This is a genomic window from Paenibacillus sp. FSL R10-2734, assembly GCF_037963865.1.
Lineage (GTDB): Bacteria > Bacillota > Bacilli > Paenibacillales > Paenibacillaceae > Paenibacillus_AQ.
Genome location: NZ_CP150170.1, coordinates 5,537,174 through 5,562,969, shown reverse-complemented (window position 1 = coordinate 5,562,969; position 25,796 = coordinate 5,537,174). Strand labels below are relative to the sequence as shown.

The window sequence follows — 25,796 nt, the reverse complement described above, 5'->3', positions numbered from 1 at the left end:
GCTTATAAACTTTTTTCGAAGGCTGTGATTAAAAGAAGTGAAAATAATACTCCGTGTGTCCTTAATAGGGATCATTTCTCTTATTTTTATAGGTGGCTTCTTCGCTTTAAGTAAGTTCAGTTCCCAAGGAGGGGCAATAAAACGACAACAGGGAACGGTGAATGAGGATCAACCGATTAAAATAAAATTCGGCATGTGGGAAGCGAAGTCGGATATCAAATTTTGGACGGAAAAGGTAAGAGATTACTCTGAAATTAAGCCTAATGTAACGGTTGAAGTAGAGACGATTCCCGATAATAGCGGTCAGTATTTAAAGGTTCGTTTAGCAGCAAATGATTTACCGGATATTTTTTATCTAAAGCCAGATGACCTAATTACTTATAAAGCAGCACTATTACCACTGGATGGATTAACCGCAGCAAATAACAATAAATATCCGGCTAGATTAAATCAATCGATTCTTGGTTTACCGCTTGTGTCATTCTCTGAATATGTCTACTACCATCCAAGTATATTTAAAGAGGTCGGCGTAGAGATTCCGCAAACGATGGATGAATTTATGGATGTGATGATGAAGATCAAAGCGCATGGCAAATATATTCCGATTGCGATTGGAGGAAAGGATAATTGGACTTTTTATCCTTTCACTGAGTTCGGACCGCCTCTATTATCCAAGGATGAGAACTATTTATCGGCTATCGCTCATACGAATCGTCCTTTTGGAAAAGATTCTCCATTTGAAAAGGCGGCAGTGATGATCAAAAAAATAGCAGAGAATGAACTAGCAGGGCCTGATGCGCTCAGCATTGGTGTGGATCAGGCAACGCAGCTGTTTCAAAGTAATAAAGCGGCAATGCTTGCACTCGGCCAGTGGTACCTAAGAGATCATTTATCCAAAATGAAAGATGATAGAGATCTAGATGCGTTCTCATTGCCTTGGAGAGAGACAACTTCGGAGCGCTTACAGGCAATCACTATGCCAGATCAATATATGGCCATCAATAAAAACTCAAAGAATACTGAAGAAGTTGAAGCGTTTCTGGAATGGGTGTTCAGCCCAAGCGTTTACCAAGTGTATATTAATTATTCGCAAAATTCATCGACAGTGATCAATATCGAATCGTTCCTGCCGTTCTTCAACAAAGTACAAGAGGATCATCCATTTGAGCCGTTTATGTACTTGGGGATCGATGAGAAGTTTGAAAAAGTAAAAAATGCCATACAGTTCGATGAAAAGCTGGCTGCACAAGAGATATTCTCAGGAGCTGAGGTGTCCGATATTCAAGAGAAACTGAATGATGATTGGGAGAGCGCGGTTCAGGCTTTGAAGTAATCCTATAGATCAATTATGGAGGGATTTATGATGAAATTTAAAGCTCTCATTGTTGATGATGAACCATTAGCTAGGTTAGCCCTTCGGGAATATATATCCATTGCTTCGAGTGATTTTGAGATTGCAGGTGAAGCAGGAGATGGCAAGGAGGCATTAAGCATGCTGAAAATCCATCAGGATGTGGATCTAGTTCTGGCGGATATTCAAATGCCAAATATGAATGGAGTAGAGCTTCTCGAAGCATTGAATAACACTACTTTTTCGAATCAACCGCTAACCATCATGCTCAGTGCGCACGGAGATTATTCTTTTGTAAGAGATTCCTTTGTGCTCGGCGCCTTTGATTACATTGTTAAAGCCAAGTTAGATGAGAGCTATATTGCGCCGGTTCTGACTAAGACCGTGGATGAGTTGAAGCGACGGCAGAGCTCCTCGAGGTCAGTATCTACCTCAGAGGACGTAGAATCATCGATCTGTTCTGTTCTGCATCGGCTCTGCCTAGCGGATTCCTTAGAAGTGATGGATGATGATGTAGCTCCTTCGTTGGAGCTTGTTCGAAAGCATATGGGGGAAAAGAATCTGGAGGTTGCGCTTATTAGGCTATCAGATGCCGTTCAGTTTGAAGATTCACACCGTATGATTATGCAGACCATTCGAACGGTAACGAATCGAAGTAGAAATGAAGGGATCTGCAAGGTATGCAGATATGATGACAGGCATTATGTTTTATTCTTCTCCTTCCCCGAGCAATGCAGCATCATTGCCATTCGTAGATTGACAGATATTATCTTGTCTGAAGTGAGCATGAGATTAAAGCAATTTATTAATTTGAAGCTATCTATGGGCATCAGTGATATTGTGGATGGACTTCAACAGTGGAACCGATTATTCCGCCAAGCTGAACGATTAGCGGGATTAAGTTTCTACCAAGGCTACAATCGATTATTTTATCCGGAAGCTGAAAGGCGTCCATTGATTAAGGAAAGTGATTGGAAAGAAGAATGGTACTTGGTTAGAACCGAAATGCTGAAGTCATTAAGTGATCCGGATGTGGCGAAATGGCAGGAGGTATATGAACACTGCTGTAGCTTGTTGGTCCAGCGACACCCGTGTTCACCTGATCAAATCAAATCAGACGTAGTCGATATGATCTGGGAGGCAAGTGCATTAATTTACCAAAGAGGGATTTCTTGGGAGAAGCTTCATGATAAGCTGCCGTATCCCATTACGGATCACATATATAAGCAGGAGACCTGGGAGAATACGGTGCATTGGTGTCGACTGTTCTTGGATCACCTTCATCAGAAATTGCATCCCAAATATCAACCGAAGGAATCCTTCCTTAGCCCAGTTGTTGCTAAGACAAAAGAGCTATTAGAGAAAAACTTTAACGAAGACGTTCATTTATCGAATATAAGTCAGATTGTCGGTGTAAGCGAAAGCTATTTAAGCAAACAATTTTCCAAAGAAATAGGCGTTAATTTCATTCAGTTTCTGACGAATCTGCGAATTGAAAAGGCGAAAACGGCGTTGGAGAGCGGAATGAAAATATATGAGGTGTCGGAGCAAGTAGGGTACGTTAATCCAGAACATTTCAGTCGTATTTTTAAAAAAATTACAGGCATTAGCCCCTTAGCTTATCGCAGAGAGAAAGAATAACAAAAATAATCAATGTTGAACAAAATAAATCATGTGTATCCGATTTCAAAATCCATATGATTAGGGTGAGTTAAAATTTATACGTGAAGGGATGTTCTTATGAGACGCAAACTATTCACATTTGCACTAATCTGTACGTTATGTTCTTCCATGTGGTTGAGTACAGTCCAAGCTGAAAAAGTCTCTGACTTTGAGATGCAGACATCAGCTACTGAATCTACAAATTCTACGTTCACCGTCACATTGAAGGGTAAAGATATTCAAGACTTATATGCATATGAAGCTAAATTCAATTTTGACCCGAAAGTGCTTGAGATTGTAAAAGCAGAAACGAAGATTAAAGGCTTTTCTGTATCTCCAATCGTTAAAAACAATGAAATTACGATAGCCCATACGAAAATTGGAAATGTGAATGGCGAAAAGGGTAACTTGGATATTGCCACGATCACCTTTAAAGCTAAAAGGGCTGGTACAACCGCAGTAAAATGGACAGCGATTAAAGTTCTTGATCGTAATCTGAAGGATCAGGAATTTACCCCGAATCAAACCTCATCATTCACCAAGATTTTCGGCGATATCGCTGGACATTGGGCGAAGCAAGATATCATGGAAATGGTCACTAAAGGAATCGTTGAAGGCATGGATGCCGACAGCTTTGCCCCGAATAACAACATCACTCGCGCTCAATTCGCAGCTCTTATAGCCAGAGCATTAGATCTTAAAGAAGGTTCTGGAAGTAATCCGTTTACAGATGTGAAATCAGGAGTTTGGTATGAAGATACGGTTAAGAAAGCTTATGCAGCCGGAATTATTAGCGGTTTGTCCAAGACGAAATTTGCTCCGGATAAAAGCATCACCCGTGAAGAAATGACAACGATGCTGATGCGAGCAAAAGCTTATGCTGCTGGCGTAAAGGTCGAAAGTATGGCTTCAGATTCCACTACTGCGTTTAAAGACGATATTAAAATTAGCCCATGGGCTAAAGAATCAGTAGGATTTGCCTTGAAATCGGGATTAATGAAAGGTAGAACGCAAACTACATTTGCACCAAAGGAATCTGCTACAAGAGCAGAGTCGGCCGCAGTTATTAAGCGATTGTTAAATGCTAAGTAATAAAAAAACATAAAATGATGCACCTCCTTATGAAAGGAGGGCTCATTATGCCTTTGTGATGTTAAAAACATACAATTAAAGGAAATATGTGAAGCGGAAAAGTGCATTCTACTTATATTTAAGTGAAAAGAGGTCGTAGGGATGAGAAAACGTTACAAATCGTTTAGCATTCTATTGGCGTTCTTACTAGGGGTACAAATTGCATTACCGTCGGCAGCCGTTTTCGCGGCTCAAGAATCGGACGTGTATTTCAGGGATTACAATGATGGCAACATCAGCGGTTGGGCTCCAGCTAAGGGAACAACTACCTTTTCGGCGGATCAAGGTGCTGTTAAGGCGGTGACACAAGGGGTTGTTATTTTAGCAGATCAAGATACACCTCCGGTTGCTAACGCTGAATATGAAGTGAAGTTAAAATTTAGTCAGCCTGCCACACGATTTGGACTGGTCTACCGATTCGTGGATAGCAATAATTACAATGTTATTCAATATGATGCGGGCTCTTGGGGCTGGGATGCCATGAAAGATGGGACGGAATCGTATGGAAATATTGCGGCTCCTAGTTTTACCTTTGCTGCCGATCAACAATATACCCTCAAATTGCGATATGAGAAAGGTAGCGTAAATTTATCGATCGATGGCAATAACGTGCTTACGACGAGTCTTCCTGCTTTATCGACAAGTGCAGGGAAGATTGGACTTCGCAGTTGGTTTAATAACAAAACCCTATGGATTGACGATGTGAAGGTAACTCCAATTATATCCACTGATCCTGTACCAAGGCCGATTACGATTACGGAAACACTAAGCTCGGATACGATGAAGGTTGAGATCGATAAGGAATTCCCACGGGTTAAACAATACACATGGTTAGACAGCGGCGCGGAAATGTATGGACAGTTAAATGGATTTAATGAAATAAAAGTTAACGAAAAGTCCTATTTCGTTGTCGCTTCTGATTTTAGTAAAAAAGCAGCCGATGCTACCCATGGTGAGACTGCAGCTTACACGCTTCAAATTCCAGAAATTAAAGTGAACCTCAAAGTTGAAATGGAAGTCCAGGACAATATTCTTCAGTTCAAGGTGGCCAGCATCGAAGAGAATGGTACCGAAAAAGTGAAGACGATCGAATTTCCTGATCATGACCTTGTCTCTGTAATTGGAACCCAGCCTACAGCACAGGAAACGGCTGTTCGGATCACTGGGGGCTGGAACATTGTACAGGACGAATTTAATGATCTTAAGACAGGGGCAGCGAACGTGAGTGGAGGCCGTACGTATGCATTCGTTAACTCTGACGTCTTAGCTGCAAGTGTAATCACCAATGTAGTAAATGGTTTTGATAAGGTACGTATTAAGGTAGCTGATGATATAACACTTCAAACGAAGAAAGCAGCATTATCAGGAGGGTCATGGGTTTATCGTGGAAGTACTGTGCTTGATCCAGAGCCACTGCCTTGGGCTAAGGTTGTACTGACACCAGATGCGAATGGAGACCAAATTGTAGACTGGCAAGATGGGGCCATTGCATATCGTCAGAATTCAGATGCTCCAACGGGAAGTGAAATGATCCGTGACAATATTTCTTATATCAGCATGAACATTGGTTCAACTACAACTTCTCCATTCTTGCGTGCTTTTGATAATGCGAAGAAAATCTCTAATCTCACGGATGGCTTTGGACAGTTGATCCTATTCAAAGGATACCAAGCGGAAGGACATGATGACTCTCACCCAGATTACGGTGGCCATATTGGTATTCGTCAGGGTGGAGAGAAGGATTTCAATTATATTTTGAGTGAAGGAAAGAAATACAATATCCGCGGCGGTGTTCATATTAACGCAACGGAATACGCGCTGGATGCTTTTGGAACCAAGATGGAAAATATGAATCAGCCATTGAGTAAAGGTTGGGGCTGGTTGGATCAGACATTCTATGTAAACAAAACCAAAGACGTGGAGTCCGGTGAATTAAAAAGACGTCTAGATATGCTGAAAAGCGATACGAGCGACAACCTTTCCTTTGTGTATGTGGATGTATATGACGGTGCTGATTACAATGCGAAGAAACTCGCAGATTATATTAACGGTAACGGCTGGATGCTCGGAACAGAATTTGCTGGTCCTCTGTTTGAGCAGGCAGCTTGGGTTCACTGGGGAACGGATCCAGGGTACCCTAACCAAGGTGATGATAGTAAGGTTACTCGTTTCCTCCGGAATCAATCGCTGGATGGCTTCTTAACAACTCCTTTGCTGAAAGGAAATAAGCAGGTAGGCGTGGGTTACTGGCAGAACAGTGCTCCATTCTACAGCTACCAATCAACAAGCGCGGCATTCTTCAATCACAATCTTCCAACAAAATATATGCAGCATTTCCCGATCATCAAGATGACCGATAACCGCATCGACTTTGAAGAGAAGGTTGTAGTTGAACGTAAGCAGGACGGTAAGATTCATTTAAGCAAGGATGGTCGTGAAATCGCTATCATGACGGATAGCAGCAACATCAGTGACAGTACGGTCTTTATTCCATGGAGTCCTGAGACAGAAGATAAAATCTATCACTGGAATCCAGCAGGTGGTCAAACGACTTGGAGTCTTCCAGAATCATGGAGTAACGTAACGACTGCACAGTTATATAAGCTGACAGATTTAGGACGTGAGCATGTTGGCGGTGTAGAAGTAACTGGAGGTAAAGTCATAATTACAGCTCAGCCGGGGATTGGATATGCTCTGTATAAGACAACAGCTGCTGAAGAGCCGGAAATGGTATGGGGCGAAGGGAGTTCGGTTAAGGACCCGGGTTTTGACAGCCAAACATTCGGTAGCTGGAAGAAATCCTCCACAGCTGCAAGCGATGATCACATTAAATTGGTGAAGAACAGTAACGCCGATGACCAGCTTCAAGTGAAGGGTCCGGGTGACGCAGTAATTCAGCAGGAGATTACCGGACTTACACCGGGCAAGACGTATTCTGCATCGGTATGGGTGAAAGTGGATGGGAAACGCACCGTGGAAATCGGTGTGAAGCAAGGGGCTGACAAGGTTTTTAATACGCTGAATAACACGGAGCATGGCTTTTTAGCCCAGCAGCACAAATATGTGAGCACGAATTTCCAACGGATTAAGGTTACCTTTGATGCGGTTAGTGAGACAGCCAATCTCTATTTGAATGTAGAAGATGGCAGCTCGACTGTAACCTTTGATGATGTAAGAGTATGGGAGAATCCAACCAAAACGGACGTTGGTAATTCTGTATTGTTCGAGGATTTCGAGAACGTTGATGAGGGATGGGGTCCCTTTGTTTATTCTAAAATAGGTCCAGTTCGTACGCATTTAGTTGAAAAAGGCGACAATCAGATCATGACTTATGTTCTGGATGGTAATTGGTCGCTTAAAACGAATGAAGAAGGAACAGGTGAATGGCTACGTACATTGCCTCACACGCTCGGGATGAAGGAGGATAACCGCTACCAACTGACGCTGGACTACAATTCGGATGAGACGGATATGTACACAGTGGCTATTCGAGTGAAGGAGAATGGGGTAGTTCGTGATTTAGTAAGTGAGAATTTGAAAGAAGGACGAAATACGCTGGATCTGTCTTTTACAACCGAAGGGGCAAAAGATGCTTATCTGGCCATTATCAAAAACAAGCTGAACAATCAGAAGGAGTTAACCGGTACGCTGGTGGTCGATAACATTCGCGTCGATGATGAGGGTGCGATCGTTCCAGAGGAAGGTGAGCTCGTTTCGACGATTACGTTAACGCCAAACAAGATGGATCTGAACAAAGGACAGTCAGGTTCTGTTAGCGCTCAGGTTAAACCAGCAAATGCTTATGACCGGACACTTCTCTGGACTTCTGACCAGCCGGGCATTGTATCCGTGGATCAGACAGGAAAAGTTACTGCACTTCAAGCCGGTACGGCCGTTATTACTGCTACTGCGAAGGATGGAAGTAAAAAAAGTGCAACATCGACGATTCATGTGTATATGCCTAACACGCAAATCCCACAATCGCAGATGACTGCAACGGCAAGTAGCTTCCAGCCTGGAGATGACCCAAGTCATGCGATTGATGGAGATGTATCTACAATCTGGCATACGAAATGGAGCCCTGCACATTTACCGGAGTCCATTACTTTGGATCTCGGAGGCAAATATAACATTAATCAGTTTAACTATACTCCGAGAACAGCTGCTTCCAACGGAACAATTACAGGCTACAATCTGTACACGAGTGTTGACGGAATGAATTTTACACCCATCGCGAACGGATCATGGCCACTCGATCAGACCACGAAAATGATTCGCTTTACAGCAGTAGAAGCCACACATGTAAGACTTGAGGCTATAGCAGGCGTGGGTACCTTTGCATCTGCTGCAGAACTAAATGTATTCAAGACAGAGGATGGATCAGAAGTAGTAAAAGTTACAGGCGTCGCCATGGACAAAGAACAGCTAGAGATTAAAGTAGGTAGCTCGGGCGAATTGAACGCAGTGACAGAACCTCTGAATGCTACGAATAAAAAAGTACTATGGAGCAGCAGTGATGAAGCTGTAGCAACCGTTGAAGAGCAAGACGGTCATGCTCTTGTTAAAGGCTTGAAGGTAGGCGAAACAATAATTACGGCAACAACGGTGGATGGGGACTTCTCTGCGACCAGTCGGATTATCGTAACAGAAGCAGACGGAGAGCCCCAATCTTCCTCTACTTTGACAGCGCCAAGTCAAGTTCAGCCAGGAGAAGTGTTCAAAGTTCAATATGGACTCCGGAATCTGTCTGACAAAATATTTGCGCAGGACATCGCCCTAGAGTATGCCGCGGATGTTATGGATTTCGTTGAGGCGCGTTCGTTAATTAGTGGGGTAAGTGTTATCGATTCAATCCACAGCACACCAGGTAAACTTCGCTTTATTATTGCAAGTGAAGGTGCGACCAATGGCATTAGTAACCGTGCAGATGTCCTTGAATTAACCTTTAAAGCGAAGGAAGTTAACCAAACGGTGAATGGTGTAATTGCCGTTAAGAGTGCAATCATTTCAGATGATCAGGGTAAGGAAATTTTGGCATCCATCTCTTCCGTAAATGTAGAGATTGGTAAGAAAGGAACGCAAGGCGACATCAACGGTGACGGTAAAATAACGATCGGTGATCTGGCAATGGTTGCAGCGCAATATGGCAAGTCTACCTCAAGCCCAGATTGGGAGAAAGCGAAGAAAGCAGATATCAACGGTGACGGCAAAGTCGGATTGGAAGATCTGGTTATTGTAGCCCGCAAAATTGTAGAGTAATCAAGGTAACAGACCAGGTACATGTGTGAGTAATTAAACATGATGTACCTGGTTTTTTTCAAAAAGGATGATTTAACTAGTAGGAGGATGAAGGATGAAAAAATGGTTGTACGCTCTTACAGTTTTTTGTCTAGTGTTTTACTCTACTCCACTACCATTTGCAGCAGCAGCTGAAGCAGAGAACGCTAAACCAAAAGTGATACCAAGTTTACAAGAGTGGACTGGAGGTAGTGGTTCTTTCAAGCTGACAGCCAATTCCAGAATCGTAATTCCTACGAGTGAATGTTTATGCGAACTACCCGCTACCGCTGAGGTCTTTCAAGAGGATCTTAAAGAATTAACCGGATATGATTTACCAATTGTTCAAAAAAAGCCTGCTTCTAAAGGTGACTTCCTGCTTACGCTCGATAAGACAGCTGATGAATCGATTGGCAAGGAAGGCTACTACTTTGAAGTCGGAGATTACGTGGAAATACATGCAAACACCGAGACCGGTGTGTTCTATGGAACAAGAACGGCTCTGCAAATTTTGGAGCAGGATCCCGAGAAGTCTAGCATTGTAAAAGGGGTAGCGAAGGATTTTCCTAAGTATGGAGAACGTGGTTTTATGCTCGATGTAGGACGCAAATTTTTCACGATTGATTTCCTAAAGGATTACGCCAAATTTATGTCCTATTACAAAATGAATGATTTCCAGCTTCATCTGAACGATAACGAAATTTTTAAGGATAACAGCAGGGAGCATTGGAACAAATATACGGCTTTCCGCTTAGAAAGTACCAAATACCCGGAATTAACAGCAAAGGATGGACACTACACGAAACAGGATATGCGTGAATTGCAGGACATCGCCAACATCCGGGGGCTTAACATTACGCCGGAAATTGACACCCCCAGCCATGCTCTTTCATTTACAAAGGTCAGACCGGATCTGGTTAAGGATAATTTGCCTGTCGATCATCTGGATATTACACGTCAGGAAACGGTCGATTTCATCAAGGATGTATGGGACGAATATTTAGATGGGGAATGGTTTGATTCGGAAACGGTTCATTTTGGAGGCGATGAATTCGCGCCTAATGACCGGACTACTTTTGAGAAGTATCGTGAGTTTCTGAACACAATGAATGAACACATGAAGAGTAAGGGGAAGAAATCAAGAATGTGGGGCAGCTTGAGTGCGTTCCCTGGTACAACGGTTGTAGACAAGGATATTGCCGTAAACGCCTGGAATAACGGATGGCAAGATCCAGTGGCATCGGTGAGAGATGGGTTCAAAATTATTAATACGGTTGATTCCACGCTCTATATTGTACCGAAAGCTGGATATTACCATGACTATCTGGATTCACAGTGGTTGTTTAATAACTGGGACCCAACGCACTTTGGTGGAAATACCAAGCTGCAGGAAGGTGAGCCGAACCTGCTCGGTGCGATGTTCGGGACTTGGAACGATATGATGGGCAAGAAGGTAAGTGAAGCGGATGTCCATGATCGTGTGAAGAAAGCAATGCCTGTTCTGGCGGAAAAAATGTGGAGAGGCCAGTCCACGGACAGCACATTCACCGAGTTTCAGCAGTTGTCAACGAAGCTTGGCGAAGGTCCTGGAACGAATTTATTACATGAAGTGAATACGGCCACTGATCTTGTTATTCATTATCCATTTGAAGAAGGCACGCAGACGGTCTCTGATCAGTCCGGAAATTCCTATGATGCTACATTAGGAGCTGGCGTTACTCGAGTGGATGATGGAAAGACAGGAAAAGGCATACGGTTTGCAGGGACCTCAGATCATATTCAAACACCACTTCAAATAAAGGGCTTCCCTTGGACGGTCTCCACATGGGTTAAGCTTGATGACCAACAAGAAGCGGATGAAAAAATACTGATGGAATCCGAATATGGTGCACTAAAGCTGAAGCAGAAAGGGACACCCAATGCCGGATTCACCCGAGAGGGCTATGATTACAGCTTTAATGCAGCGATTCCAGTTGGGCGGTGGGTACATGTTGCTTTCAGAGGAGATCTGAATGGAACCTCCTTGTACATTGACGGGGATCTAAAGGGCTCTGTTGCTGTAACAACAATGCTTCCTACGGCTATGATCGGCAGTTCATCGAAAGCATTCACTGGACTACTGGATGAATTCAAGATATTTAATCGAGTGCTATCGGGGAAAGAAATTGCGGAGGAAGCAGGATCACCCGCTTGGACGATCAATTTGGCTGCTCACAAAACAGCAGTAACTTCTTCTGTCGAAGTGCCTCAATTCCCAGCTAGTCTTACTGTGGATGAGATCGATACGGGTGCTTCTCGCTGGTCCTCCAAATATACAGACAACGAGTGGATCTACGTTGATTTAGGCCAAAGTACAGACATTAGTAAGGTTATTTTCAAGTGGGAAGGTGCTTATGCCAAAGGCTACAAAGTTCAAGTATCCGATCATGCAGACAACTGGCGGGATGTTTATACGACTAACGCTGGAGTAGGCGGAGTAGAAATCGTCAAATTCCCAACTGAACAAGCGAGATATGTTCGAATGTTAGGTACGAAGCGAGTGGGAACCTATGGTTACTCCATGTATGAATTTGAAGTCTACGCGCCTAACCCAGAGGATCCTGTAGAAGTTCCAGAGCCTGTGAGATATTCAGCGAGCTTTGAGAATAATTCGCTCGAAGGTTGGGAGCATGTTATCGGAAAAGGTGTCGGAAGTATGGAGCTTGTCGAAGCACCTGATCAAGTGGGTGAGCATGCGGTTAAGTTCACCTCGAACAATGTAAACAATCTGTTTATAGATCAGCAATCTCCGATCATTGGTGATGGTGAGATTGAGTTCAAGATTACACCGCAAAGTAATGTTATCCGAACGGGTGTGCTTTTACGGTATGTCAATAATGACGCTTGGGCCTCTATAGGCTTTGATCAAGGTGCTTGGTATTGGGTGAACGCTCAGGATTCCTATGGTTTATTGACCAATGCTCAGGCCGCTCAATTGAAAAAAGGCACGACATCGACCGTAAAAGTGAAGTTTGAAGGGAAGCATGTAACCTTGATTGTAAATGGAACGACCTATTTTGAAGCGGCTATTGCGCAGATCCCAACAGATGCAGGAAAAATGGGAGCTAGAGTATTTGGTCCTTCTGTTACCGTGTTCGATAATTTCAAGTTCAGCAATAACGTTGCTGAAGTTCCAGTAACCGGTATCAAGCTGGATAAAGCAGAGATTTCGATGAAGGTCGGAGAAACACACACGCTAAGTGCGTTACTTCAACCGGGGAATGCAACGAATAAACAGGTGACCTGGAGTAGTAGCGATGAGGCTATTGCGATTGTTCAAGTTCAAGGCGGGAAAGCTGTCATAACTGCGTTAAAGGCAGGAACCGCAGATATTACAGCGACTACCGTATCTGGCGGATATAAAGCGGTGAGTAAGATTACGGTGATTAAGGAGATTTCAGGTGAAGTGGCAACAAGTATAGCTGCTCCGAAAACCGTTCCTTATGGTCAGAATTTTGATATAACCTTAGGCCTCCACAATGTTACAGAGGCAGTGTATGCCCAAGATATCACACTTGAATTCGACGCTTCGCTAATGGATTACGTGTCCGCTATTTCGTTGGTGGACGGTGTGGGTATCCTTGAGACGAAGAATACAGAAGGAAATGTGCGTCTGATAGTGGCTAGCCAAGGTTCCGGGAGTGCGATTAAAGGCGATGTTGATGTTGCTAAAATTACCTTTAAGGCTAAGGATCTGACAGAACCCCAAGCCGGACGTATGGCTGTAAAGAGTGCAACGCTGGGTGATAGCAATGGACAGGAAACGAGCGCAGCTATTTCCTCGGTTCAAGTGGACTTTACAACAGCAACCGATCCTGAGCCTTCTATAGATGTGAACGGTGATGGAAAAATCAGCATCGGCGATTTGGCTATTGTGGCTGCTAACTATGGCAAGACTTCTGCAGACCTAGATTGGGATAAGGCGAAACGTGCAGATGTGAATGGCGACGGAAAGATCGATATTAGTGATCTAGCATTTATCGCACAGAAAATACTGCAGTAATAAACGCAGACCAATAGCAACAAGAATCCAAGCGGCAAGACAAGGAATTCAAACTACAGTGAAGGCTGTATCCTGTCTTGCCGCTTCATTTGAATGGAGGGAATGGATTGAGAACAATTTATAATCGCTTTGTGTGGCTGCTTGCATTGATGATCCTTGTGGCTACAGAGCTCATGATTCGCCCGGAAACCGCCCATGGCGCTTCCGTTGGCAACATTTCTGACTTCGTAAAGAAAGATGATAACACGTTTGAAATCACGTCAGGCTCTGACAAGATTAAAGTGATTTTTCAGCGGGAGGATATGTTCCGGATTTGGCTTGGCGTGAATGGGCAATTCAAGGAATTGGCAGGAAAAAGCACGGAAAAGCCAATAGAGCCAATCGTCATCAAGGATGATTTCGGACCTGTTAATGTAAGGTGGTCTGATGAAGGCATGTATTACAAGATGGAAACAGGGAAATTCGTGCTGCGAGCCTACAAAAATCCGTTAAAGTTCGCCATGTATAAAAGTGACAACCAAACGGTGGTATGGGAAGAATCGTCTAGCTTGAACTATAACGGACAGTCGGCCTCACAACAGCTTATCCGGGGTGAGGATGAATATTTCTACGGCGGCGGTATGCAGAATGGATTCTTCAACCATCGTGATCGCAAAATTACCATTGCTAACAACTATGGGGACTGGGGAAGCGGCACGGTTTCGAATCCTGCACCATTCTACTTGAGCACCGCAGGCTACGGAGTGCTTCGCAACACGTTTCAAAGCGGCACTTATGATTTTGATTCGACCGTCAAGCTAACGCATAACGAAAATCGGTTTGATGCTTATTATTTCTACGGTGAGACAATGAACGATATTTTGAACGCTTATACAGATCTTACAGGTAAACCGTCCTTGATTCCTCGTTGGGGGATGGGACTTGGTGATGCGGATTGTTACAACAGAGATCCAGAAAAGACCCTCGATGTTGTTAACCTAATTGCCAAAAAATATCGAGAAAATGATATGCCAGGAGCCTGGATTTTACCGAATGACGGATACGGTTGCGGGTATACGGATCTAGGTAACACCGTTGACGAACTCCATAAGGAAGGTTTTTATACCGGATTATGGACTCAAAATGGTGTTGATAAAATCGCACAAGAAGTTGGCGTAGAGGGTACAAGGCTTGCTAAACTCGACGTTGCCTGGGTGGGACCTGGATACGATTTCGCCTTGGGTGCCAGCAAACAGGCGTTTACAGGGATTGAAGATAACTCTGATGACAGAGGTTATGTCTGGTCCGTTGGTGGCTGGGCAGGTACCCAGCGATATTCTACCGTATGGTCCGGAGATCAGTCGGGCAACTGGGAATACATTCGATTCCATATCCCGTCGATGATCGGGGCAGGATTATCTGGGATGCCATACTCAACCGGTGATATTGATGGGATTTTCGGAGGAAGCGCTAAAACCTACGTACGTGACTTGCAGTGGAAGATCTTTACTCCAATTCTGATGAACATGTCTGGTTGGGCAGCCAAAGATAAGCAGCCTTGGGTATGGGGTGAACCTTATACGAGCTATAACAGAGATGCATTGAAGCTAAGACAGCAATTGACTCCCTACTTGTATACCTATCTCAATGAGTCTTACGAGTCAGGAGCTCCGATCATGCGGGGAATGATCTATTCTGATCCGAATGATCCGAACTCGAAGGGAACGTTAACACAGTATCAATTCATGTCCGGGGAATCGTTCCTCGTTGCGCCAGTATATACCGACACGACGATGCGAAACGGAATATACCTTCCGAAAGGAAAATGGATCGATTATTGGACAGGAGAAGAACATTACGGTTCAAAAATGTTAGACGAATACAATGCTCCACTGGATCGTTTGCCGCTTCTAGTAAAGGGTGGGGCTATCATCCCGATGTATCCTGAATCGTTATACGACGGTCAGGTTCCTCCTGATCCAATTACTTATGATATTTATCCTTATAAATCATCAAGCTTTACGCTGTATGAAGATGATGGTACATCGAAGGAGCATCGTACAGGCAAATTTGCAAAAACATTAATAACCTCCACCGCTCCAGAGCAAGGAAGTGGAGATTTGATGATTAAGGTTGGAGCAAGCGTAGGTGACTATACAGGCAAATTGGAGTCACGTAAGAATCAGTTTACGATCCATATGCCAGATCACCCGGCGGCTGTTTCTGTAGATGGAGCATCCTATTCTGAATTGCAGTCCAAAGCAGCATGGGATGGAGCATCAAGTGGCTGGTACTATGCTAAGGATGATAAAGGCGGCATTCTGTACATTAAAACGCCATCCATATCAACGGATAAGGAATTTGATGTGAAAGTCGCAGGCTTTTCAGCAGATACGACTCCACTTGTAGATGCTGTCAAAATTGAGCTGCCTCAGGAGGACACAGACCCAAGTCGTATTCCGCAGGAAGATATGATTGCGACTGCAGCGAATGCCGGTTCGGATACGCCGGCAGCTAATGTGCTGGATGGCAGCTATGAATCGATATGGCTGTCCACACCAAATGCTGGAAGTAAGCAAAGCATCACTTTAGACCTGGGGATTAAACAGTATGTGAATAAAATGAAATACTTGCCAAGGCAGTACGGTGGCAAAGACGGCACAGTTACAGGTTACAAGCTGTATACGAGTATGGATGGAACCAACTATACTCTCGTAAGCAGTGGACAATGGAACGATGACAAACTAGAGAAGACGGTGAATTTTGATACAGTAGAAGCTGTTTTTGTGAAGCTTGAAGCAACAGAAGCTGTTGGGGGTGTCGCATCCGCTGCAGAGATCAATTTGTATCGTGATCTATCACAGCCTTCACCGACAGCGATACCTAAAAATGAGATGACAGCCTCAGCGAAAAGCTTCCAGTCCGGTGCGGAAGCAGCTAAAGCGATTGATGGGAATCGGAATTCCGTATGGCATACGAAATGGGATGGATCCGATAAGCTCCCGCAATCCATCATTCTCGATTTAGGTAAGGTTCGCAAGATTAGCCAATTCCGGTATGCACCACGACTGGATGCTGGGAATGGGACTATTACTTCATATAACCTTTATGTCAGCACGGATGGAGAAACATATACAAAGGTATCCAGTGGTACATGGCTCAGAAACAACTTGAAAAAATACATTCTTTTCGAGAGCGTTTCCGCCCGCTATGTGAAGCTTGAAGCAGCTGTTGCACTTGGAGGGTTCGCTTCGGCTTCGGAGGTTGATGTCTATGAAGCGCCGAAGGCAGCACCTGAGGTTCGATTGATTTCAGAGGGTAAATCTGCTGCAGCGGACAGTGCGGATCAAGCGCATCCGGCTGGCCTCGCTAATGATGGGAATATGGAGACATTCTGGTCAGCAGCGGATACGAACAATGGTCATAGCTGGACGGTTGATCTCGGTTTGATGCATTCTATTAAATCCTCCGAGGTTTCTTTTGAACACAGTAACAAGGCTTATCAGTACAAAATTGAAATTCGGGAGACCGAAAACTCCAATTGGATTACGGTAACGAATCGAACGAATAATCAGGAAACTGATACGATTCAGGATACATTTGGAAGCCAAGGTAGATACGCTAGAATTACGATCACCGGACTGCCAGATGCTCAATCAAAGGCTGCTATTCGAGAATTCAAGCTGTTCGGCATCCCATTGGAAGACGGACAGAAGGTTACTGGCATAAAGCTTGACCGTGAGACACTTTCACTCAAGGTGTTGGACGCACCGGTTCAATTGAAAGCGGTAATTGAGCCTGAGAATGCCGGTAATAAAACTGTTAAGTGGGTAAGCAGCAATCCTGGTGTTGCCAGCGTGGACAGTAAGGGAATGGTCACACCAAAAGGGCAGGGCACGACATCGATTACCGCGACGACGGAAGAAGGCGGTTTTACAGCAATAAGTGAGGTGACGGTTACTGGACAGAGCAACCTAACCGAAATTCCGCAAAGTCAAATGAGTGCAGAAGCTACAAGCTCTGAAGCAGGCTCAAACGATCCGAATTTGGCATTGGACGGAGATCCGGATACACATTGGCATACGAAGTGGTTTAACGTTGATCCACTTCCGCAATCCATTATGGTGAATCTGGGTGGAGAGTATACCATCAGTAAGCTAGGATACTTACCTCGGCCAGATGAAGGCAATGGCACAATTACTGCTTACAACGTGTACACAAGCACCGATGGTGTGAATTACACGCTCATGACCAGCGGGAACTGGCTGCGAAACAAACAGCTCAAGGAAGTGAATTTCGCTCCGGTGAAAGCGACTCACATTAAGCTGGAAGCTGTAAAAGGCGTTGGTGAATTCGCCTCCGTAGCTGAGATTACGGTGTATCAAGTGCAGCAGGAAACGGCTCAAGTGCAGGCCGTATTGAGTGCTGATCCATCCGTTACTTCCGGCAAGCCTTTTGTTGTCCGGTATGATGTGAACAATATCTCCGGGAAGGTATTTGCACAGGACATCACCATTCAGTTCGATGCTGACCGCATGGATTATGTGTCCGCTAAATCACTGATTCAAGGGTTGGCGATTGTTGAAGAGTCAACCAAAACACCTGGAAAGCTTCGTTTGATTATGGCGAGTGAAGGTGCGGAACACGGATTAAGCGGAAATCAACAAATTGCCGAGCTGACATTCCAGGCAAAAGAAGTATCTGAGACGGTGACCGTTAATATCAGCGTGTCAGATGTACTGCTAGGTGATGAAGACGGAACAGAGACCACAACTGCACCAGCTACAATCTCTGTAGAAGTGAAACCAGAACAAACAGGAGTATCAGGCGATCTTAACGGCGACGGAAAAGTCAGCATTGGTGACCTGGGTATCGTTGCTGCACACTACGGCAAAGATTCATCAAGTCCTGATTGGCAGCAAGCGAAGCGTGCTGATGTGAATGGTGATGGTAAGATCGATATTACAGATCTTGCTCAAATAGCGAGACAAATCGTAAATCAATAACACACGCTAACATCCTAAACAAAATTTAAAAGATGAAGGTGAAGGTGAGAAGAGGATGAGAAGTATCCGATTGTATCAAAAGGTAGTTATGGTGACCCTTATGGCTGTGATTTTAAGCTGGGTATCCATTACGAATCCAGCAGTGAACGCCGATGCATCTGAATTAGAGACTTCAGCAACTTTAGTTGGAAGTAAAGGCGTCGTTGCACCTGGGGAGTCCTTCACTGTGAAATACGGAGTCACTAGTGTCTCAAGTAGTGTGTATGCACAGGACATTACTTTTGAATTTGATCCTGCTGTCATGGCATACGTTCCAGATTCTATCCGCTCTCTCGTGGAAGGTGTAATTATTGTCAACGAACCATCTACAAGTACCCCTGGCAAGTTGCGGGTTATCTTGGTAAGTTTGGGCACTCAATATCCGATTACCAGCGATGCTGAAATTGTTGAACTTGGTTTCAAAGCAGCAGATGTAATAAAAGACACAGACGGGGTTATCCGGCTTACTCAAGCGATAATAAGCAACGATCAAGGTGTAGAATCCGGAATCAAACCGGCATCCTTAACGATTCAGATCAATACGGAATTACCTGTAGACGTGAATGGTGATGGCAAAGTGAGTATTGGTGACTTAGCGATTATCGCAGCGAAGTATGGCGTAGATTCGAGCAGTTCGGATTGGGATAAAGTGAAACGTCTCGACCTCGATCGAAGCGGTAAGATTGATGTCGCTGATTTGGCGATGGTAGCGAAGAAATTAGTGGAGTAGTAACAATCCAGATTAAAGCAGCCCGAAGACGAAGTACGGTGATTGTTTCTCGCTAACGTTTCGGGCTGTCTCATTCGAGAGGAGATTAGCAAATGTCAATCGGTAAAAGCAGATTAGTCAAAAGGACAGCAGTTCTACTATCTGTATGGATTGCTTGCTCACAGCTACTTAGCAGTATACTTCCGGCTAATGGGGTCCTAGGTCCAAAAGTGTATGCAGATGTACAGCCGGTAGTTGAGACAGCGGCTGCGGCAGGTCATGATTTGTCATTATGGTATCGTGCACCGGCAACCAATTGGGAGACGCAGGCTCTACCGATCGGAAACGGTCACATGGGAGGCATGGTATTTGGTGGTGTTGAGCAGGAGCGGATTCAGTTTAATGAAAAGACCCTATGGAGCGGTGGGCCTGGAGCAGATCCGAATTACCAATATGGTATTAAAGACGGTGCGGAGCAACATGTTGAGACTATAAGACAGCTTCTAAAAGAAGGAAAGATTAATGAAGCCAAAGCTCTTGTAGGGAACATTACTGGGGTTATGGGAGCCGGTGATAGTTCTTTCGGAGCGTATCAAGCATTTGGAGACGTCTTCCTAGATTTTAATCGTCAGTCAGCCTATACCGTAACAGCGAGCTCGGATAACCCACAATACGGCGAGCCTATTTCCAATCTAACCGATGGTTCGGTAGATACGAAATGGTATTCAGGTGATGGAGCACCACCTTTTTGGGTGCAATGGGCATATGAAGAAGCTAAAGTAATTACCGGCTATTCATTCACTTCAGGAAATGATGTGCACGACCGGGATCCGAAGAACTGGACGCTGAAAGGCTCGAATGACGGGCAGCAGTGGACCCCACTAGATAACAGATCCAATGAAGAGTTTGCGAGCTACAAGCTGAAGAAATCATATACCTTTTCCAATACTACAGCATATAAATTTTATAAATTCGATCTTGTAAGTAAAGGCGGAACAAAAATTCAGTTATCCGAGATGGAGATGACAGGCGCATCGGGTAACAGTGGTGCTCAGACGTTCTCTGATTATCGGCGTGAGTTGAATCTGAATGACTCGATGGCAAGAGTGTCCTATACTTCAGGCAACGTGAAATACAAGCGGGAATATTTCATCAGTTATCCGGATAAGGTCATGGTGATGAGACTGACAACGGAAGAGAATCAGCCGATGACCTTTGATGTTCGCCTTACTGGTGCCCAGCCGGCCAATTCGGTGAGTGGAGAAGGAAAAAAATTGATTCTAAGCGGGAAGGTGCCAAGTAATAAGATGGCATACGAAGCTCAGCTTCAAGTGCAGCATGAAGGAGGAACTGTAACAGCGAAGGCTGGAAAACTTACTGTGAACGGGGCGAATACCGTCACGATCCTGATGACCGCTGCCACAGATTATGCCAATAATTACCCTACGTATAAGAGTGACAAGACGCCAAAAGAGGTTGTTGAAGCCAATTTAACTGCAGCGTCCGCCAAATCATTTAATCAGTTGCGAGCATCCCATTTGGCAGATTACAAGGAACTATTTGATAGAGTTTCACTTGATCTTGGTGGAGTTGCTACGAATATCCCTACGAATGAACTTTTGAATGGTTATAAAACAAATGCCACTGACGCAGAGAAAAGAAGCTTGGAGGCATTGTTTTTCCAATATGGCCGTTATTTGCTTATCGCATCCTCCCGTGAAGGCTCCCTGCCTGCCAATCTACAAGGGGTATGGAACCAAGTAAATAATCCACCATGGAACAGTGACTACCACACGAATATCAATGTGCAGATGAATTATTGGCCTTCCGAAGTTGTTAACTTAGCGGAAACGGACATTCCATACATTGATTATATCGATTCTCTACGCGAGCCGGGTAGGGAAACAGCTCAAAGACATCATGGAATCGAAGGGGAAGGTTGGGCTATTCATACTGTCAACAATCCATTCGGTTATACAGCACCAGGCTCTAACTTCTATTGGGGCTGGTCACCGGCTGCCAACGCCTTCATGGTGCAGCAGGTGTGGGATCATTATGCATTTAGTGGAGATGAAGATCTTTTAAGAGGCCAAGTATATGACATTATCAAGGAAACAACACAATTTTGGGTGAAATACCTGGTGGAAGATTCGGACGGGAGTCTAGTATCCTCACCTTCCTACTCTCCAGAGCAAGGGGAGATATCCATCGGCGTGTCTTATGATCAGGAATTAATTTGGGAATTATTCACACAGTTCATCAAGGCTAGTGAAATTTTGGGTGTAGATGAACAGCTGCGAAACGAGGTTATGGAGAAACGAAGCAAGCTCTGGATGCCGCAAGTCGGAAGCTGGGGACAGGTGCAGGAGTGGAAGAATGATATCGATAGTCCTACAGATCAGCACCGCCATATCTCGCATTTGATCGGCTTGTATCCAGGAACGCTTATTAATGAAGTGGATAATCCTGAATTGTTTGCAGCAGCAAGAGTAACCTTGAATTCTCGCGGAGATGGCGGAACGGGATGGAGTAAAGCGAATAAGATCAATTTATGGGCACGTCTGCTAGATGGTAACCGTGCACACAAACTGTTAGGTGAGCAGCTTAGAGGCAGCACGCTCGACAATTTATTCGATACACATCCACCGTTCCAAATCGACGGTAACTTCGGGGCAACCTCCGGAATTGCGGAAATGCTTCTGCAAAGCCATGCTGGAAGTATCGATTTACTGGCTGCATTACCAGACGCATGGTCTACTGGAAACGTCAAAGGGCTTGTGGCAAGAGGTGGATTTGAAGTGGATATGCGCTGGGAAGGTACGATCCTGAAAGAAGCGCTGCTCACTTCTAAGCAAGGTAATAAAGCCTCGGTTAAATATTCTGGATTTGTACAATCCAATAAATTCAAGGTCGTCCGTGTGGGAAGCGGGGAATCCATCAACTTCACGGTGGATAGGGACTTGATTGAATTTCCAACGGTAAAAGGAGAGCAATATAAGATTGTATCCAGTGTAAAACCACCTGTGCTGCCAATAAAAGTAGATGATAAAGATCCGTCGATTGTATACACCGGAACGTGGAGTCCTTACAGCGATGCAGGCGATTACAAAGGCACAGAAAGCTATAGTAATAAGCAAGGGGCTTCAGCGTCGTTCACGTTTACAGGAACATCGATTAAATTTATCAGTGCTTTGCAGGTAAACCACGGACATTTTGATGTGTATCTCGATGGGGGTCTAGTCGCTGAAGGTGTGGATGGATATGGTCCATCGACGAAGAAACAGCAGATATTATTCCAACAATCCGATCTCTCCAAAGGGGAGCATACGATTAAGATTGTCGTGAAAGGGACGAAGAACAATTCATCTTCAAATACCATTGCGATGATTGATGCCTTTGAATATGTACCTGTCGAGCTTGATGAACCTACTGCGATAACTTTAAGTGGACCTAAGTCGATTAATCAAGGGCAGACCTTTACTGTAGACATGGGTGTTAGCAATGTGACAGATGCGACCTATGCGCAAGATATTCGATTGAAGTACGATGAGAATCTCCTCGAGTACATCTCAGGCGAATCGGTGAACGATAGGGTTCAGGTATTGGAATCTAAGAAAGATCCGATCGGAACCATTCGTCTAATCACGGCTAGTACAGGTACTGCTATAACAGGTGATGCCAAGGTGCTTGAACTGAGCTTTAAAGCGAAGTCAGTGACGAAGGCTGAGTTAGCGAGCATAGAGGTAACCAGTGCTGTATTTGCTGACGAGAATGGACTGGAGACGGAAGCTGATCTCTCAAACATTGAGGTCGAGATTAAGGCAGATGAACAGCCACCAGTAAAATCCGGAGACTTGAACGGGGATGGAAAAGTGAGCATCGGTGATTTGGCGATTGCAGCTTCTCACTATGGTAAAGATCAGAACAGTGCGGATTGGCAGACAGCTAAGCGTGCAGATCTTAACAATGACGGTAATATCGACATTATGGATTTAGCGGCAATCGCACAAAAAATACTGAATTGAGAAAAGGACACCTGAGTTTTTACTCAGGTGTCTTTCTTTTGTAAACAAAAAAAGGTTCTTAAGGACAAAAAGTATCAACTCCACATCAAAAGAGATCATGTGGTTACGTTTTTATAGCCTATATAATGGAAAAGTGTTAACAGAATATAAGTCAGAATTGTGAAATCGAGAGCATACAGAAGTGAAGCAAGAATATTCGAGGGGGATGGCCAATGAAAAGCAAGGGTAAAAAGAAAGCGGCATTAAGTCTAGTTATGATGTCCATTGTATTGTCTCTGGCAGGATGTGGCGGGGGAACTAATGGAGCGGCGGAAGCTCCTGCTCCTGAGAAGACGGCTGCGGCGACGCAGAAAGAGCCAGTGAAGACAGACGCTCCCAAGCCCGAAGAGCCGAAAGTAGCTGGGGACCTCGAAATTCAATATTTTGTCGGTGGTTATGGGGACGGTTGGTGGAAAGAAGTGATTGGTGAATTCAAGAAGAAGTATCCGGATGTCAACATTAAAGAATCCGCAGGTTCTCAGATCAACGAGCAAATGAAGCCACGCTGGATCCAAGGTAATCCACCAGATGTCGTATATATCGATGGAGCAGGATCGAATGAAACGCAAATGGTGCTCGATGACCAATTGATGGATATTTCAGATTGGGTTAAAGATGCGAAAAATGTGGATGGCGAACCGCTTACGAGCAACTTGATCGCACCTCCACAAGATTACAGTGGCAAAAACTATACGATTCCACTCGTATTCGGTTCATGGGGAACCTTCTATGATGAAACCCTTTTTACTGAAAAGGGATGGGATGTTCCAAAAGATTGGGATAGTTTCCTTGCCACTAGTGAAAAAATCAAAGCGGATGGCGTATATCCTTACATCCATACAGGCAAATACCCATACTACGTCGTGGGAGGTCTCTTGAATACAGGTTTTGTATCTGAGAATGGAGACAATCCGCAAATCTTAAAGGACCAAGAAGCAGCTAAAGAAGGTTCTTTCAAAAATGATGCTGTAGCGAACACCTTGAAAAAGATCGTTGATATGAGGGACAAAGGGTATTTCGATAACGCATCGTTCGGTATGAGTCATACAGACTCCCAAATGCTCTTCTTACAGCATAAAGATGCAATGATTCCTAATGGCTTGTGGCTCGAAAATGAAATGAAAAAAGATGTTCCAGAAGGTTTCAAATTCGGATTTATTCCTTCCGTTATGCAGAAGCCAGGCGGTAAATTTGTGGCTATTCCTTACACTAGTAACATTGCAATTGCAAAGAAGGCTAAAAATCCAGATGCAGCAAAAGCATTTATTGAATTTATCTTTACGAAACAAGCCGCAGTTCGTTGGGCTGAGCTGACAGGCGCTTTGATGAACGTCAAGGCAGATCTGGAATCTTCAGGCGCAAGTGATGTTGTTAAAACGGCAATGAAATATTTCAACGGTAGTGACACGATCGTTGCTCCTGTATTTAAATTGGCCGCGGACATTGAGCAGGCTGAGAATGATGCAACGATTGCATTGCTGCAAGGTTCTATTACACCAGAAGAATGGATGGACCGTATGGAGAAGGCGGCAGCCAAAGTCCGTAAGTAAATTCATGACTCTTCTTTCTAAGCAATCAGAGGACATAGGTGCCTCTGATTGTTCTTTCAAATTTAAGGGGAGGATGGCTTACGCCTATGAAGAACAATAAATTGTGGAAACGTAACTTGTTTATTGCGAGTTTCTTGCTGCCTACGTTTGCTATCTTTTGTTTATTCACTATTTACCCGTTGTTTCGAGGCTTGTACCTAAGCTTCTTTGATTGGTCTGGCGGCTCCGAATCGATGAATTATATCGGAATTGATAATTATAGACAATTATTCTCGGATGAGATCATACCAAAGGCCATTTCGAACGATTATTTCTTGATTTTTTGGAAAGTCATCTTAATTATGTTGTTTGCAACGTTTTTCGCAGTATCATTGACCCGTCTTAAACTGAAAGAATACGGTTTTTACCGAGTGGTGTTTTTCTTTCCGAATATCATTTCCGTAGCCGTTATCGGTGTATTGTGGAGTTTTATATACAATCCCCGTCTTGGATTCCTGAATGCGTTCATCTCGTTATTTACAGGAAAACCTGTGGAAACGAACTGGTTAGGTGATTCAAACCTCGCGATGTGGTCACTTCTTCCTCCTAGTGTATGGGCCGGTATTGGATTCTATATGCTACTTATCATCGCTTCTATTCTAGGTATTTCTTCCTCGCTATATGAAGCAGCCAGTATCGATGGTGCTGGACAATGGCAGCAGTTTACTCGAATTACTTTACCGCTAATCTGGGAGCAATTCAAAACCTCTATCATTCACATCGTAATTACAACACTAAACGGATCCTTTATTATCGTTAAGCTGATGACGGATGGTGGTCCGGATAATCAGACACAAGTTCTCGGTTATTATTTGTATCAGATGGGCTTTAAGCAGTTCCATTTAAGCTACGGGGCAACCATCGGGGTGCTGATATTACTATTATCTTTAATCACAACTTTAATTTTGCAGCGCATTCTTCACAGGGAGTCCATTGAAATGTAAGGG

The 25,796-nt window shown here is 44.1% G+C and carries 10 protein-coding genes; all 10 read left to right on the top strand.

The features are described 5' to 3' along the window. Positions 1 to 37 precede the first annotated feature (37 nt). Positions 38 to 1,333: an extracellular solute-binding protein gene (locus NSS67_RS24255; RefSeq protein ID WP_339316219.1), complete on the top strand. Its 1,296-nt coding sequence runs from the start codon at positions 38 to 40 to the stop codon at positions 1,331 to 1,333. Positions 1,334 to 1,360: 27 nt separating this feature from the next. After that, positions 1,361 to 2,992, top strand: a complete 1,632-nt coding sequence (locus NSS67_RS24250) for a helix-turn-helix domain-containing protein (RefSeq protein ID WP_339316217.1) — start codon at positions 1,361 to 1,363, stop codon at positions 2,990 to 2,992. A gap of 99 nt (positions 2,993 to 3,091) precedes the next feature. Further along, complete coding sequence (locus tag NSS67_RS24245) at positions 3,092 to 4,105, top strand: S-layer homology domain-containing protein (protein WP_339316215.1); 1,014 nt, start codon at positions 3,092 to 3,094, stop codon at positions 4,103 to 4,105. Between the two features lie 141 nt (positions 4,106 to 4,246). Further along, complete coding sequence (locus tag NSS67_RS24240) at positions 4,247 to 9,403, top strand: endo-alpha-N-acetylgalactosaminidase family protein (protein ID WP_339316213.1); 5,157 nt, start codon at positions 4,247 to 4,249, stop codon at positions 9,401 to 9,403. A 94-nt stretch (positions 9,404 to 9,497) separates the two neighbouring features. Then, on the top strand, positions 9,498 to 13,463 hold the full coding sequence (locus NSS67_RS24235) for a family 20 glycosylhydrolase (protein ID WP_339316211.1): 3,966 nt from the start codon (positions 9,498 to 9,500) through the stop codon (positions 13,461 to 13,463). 107 nt (positions 13,464 to 13,570) lie between these two features. Continuing rightward, positions 13,571 to 18,448: a discoidin domain-containing protein gene (locus tag NSS67_RS24230; RefSeq protein WP_339316209.1), complete on the top strand. Its 4,878-nt coding sequence runs from the start codon at positions 13,571 to 13,573 to the stop codon at positions 18,446 to 18,448. A 55-nt stretch (positions 18,449 to 18,503) separates the two neighbouring features. Continuing rightward, positions 18,504 to 19,217: a cohesin domain-containing protein gene (locus NSS67_RS24225; protein WP_339316207.1), complete on the top strand. Its 714-nt coding sequence runs from the start codon at positions 18,504 to 18,506 to the stop codon at positions 19,215 to 19,217. 92 nt (positions 19,218 to 19,309) lie between these two features. Next, a complete protein-coding gene (locus NSS67_RS24220; RefSeq protein ID WP_339316205.1) occupies positions 19,310 to 23,221 on the top strand; it encodes a glycoside hydrolase N-terminal domain-containing protein in 3,912 nt (1,303 codons plus the stop codon). A gap of 212 nt (positions 23,222 to 23,433) precedes the next feature. Further along, positions 23,434 to 24,810 (top strand): extracellular solute-binding protein, encoded by a 1,377-nt coding sequence (locus NSS67_RS24215; protein ID WP_339316203.1) that lies wholly within the window; start codon positions 23,434 to 23,436, stop codon positions 24,808 to 24,810. 86 nt (positions 24,811 to 24,896) lie between these two features. Further along, positions 24,897 to 25,793 carry a sugar ABC transporter permease gene (locus NSS67_RS24210; RefSeq protein ID WP_339316201.1) on the top strand — a complete coding sequence of 299 codons (897 nt, stop codon included), beginning with the start codon at positions 24,897 to 24,899 and terminating at the stop codon, positions 25,791 to 25,793. The last annotated feature ends 3 nt before the right edge of the window (positions 25,794 to 25,796 follow it).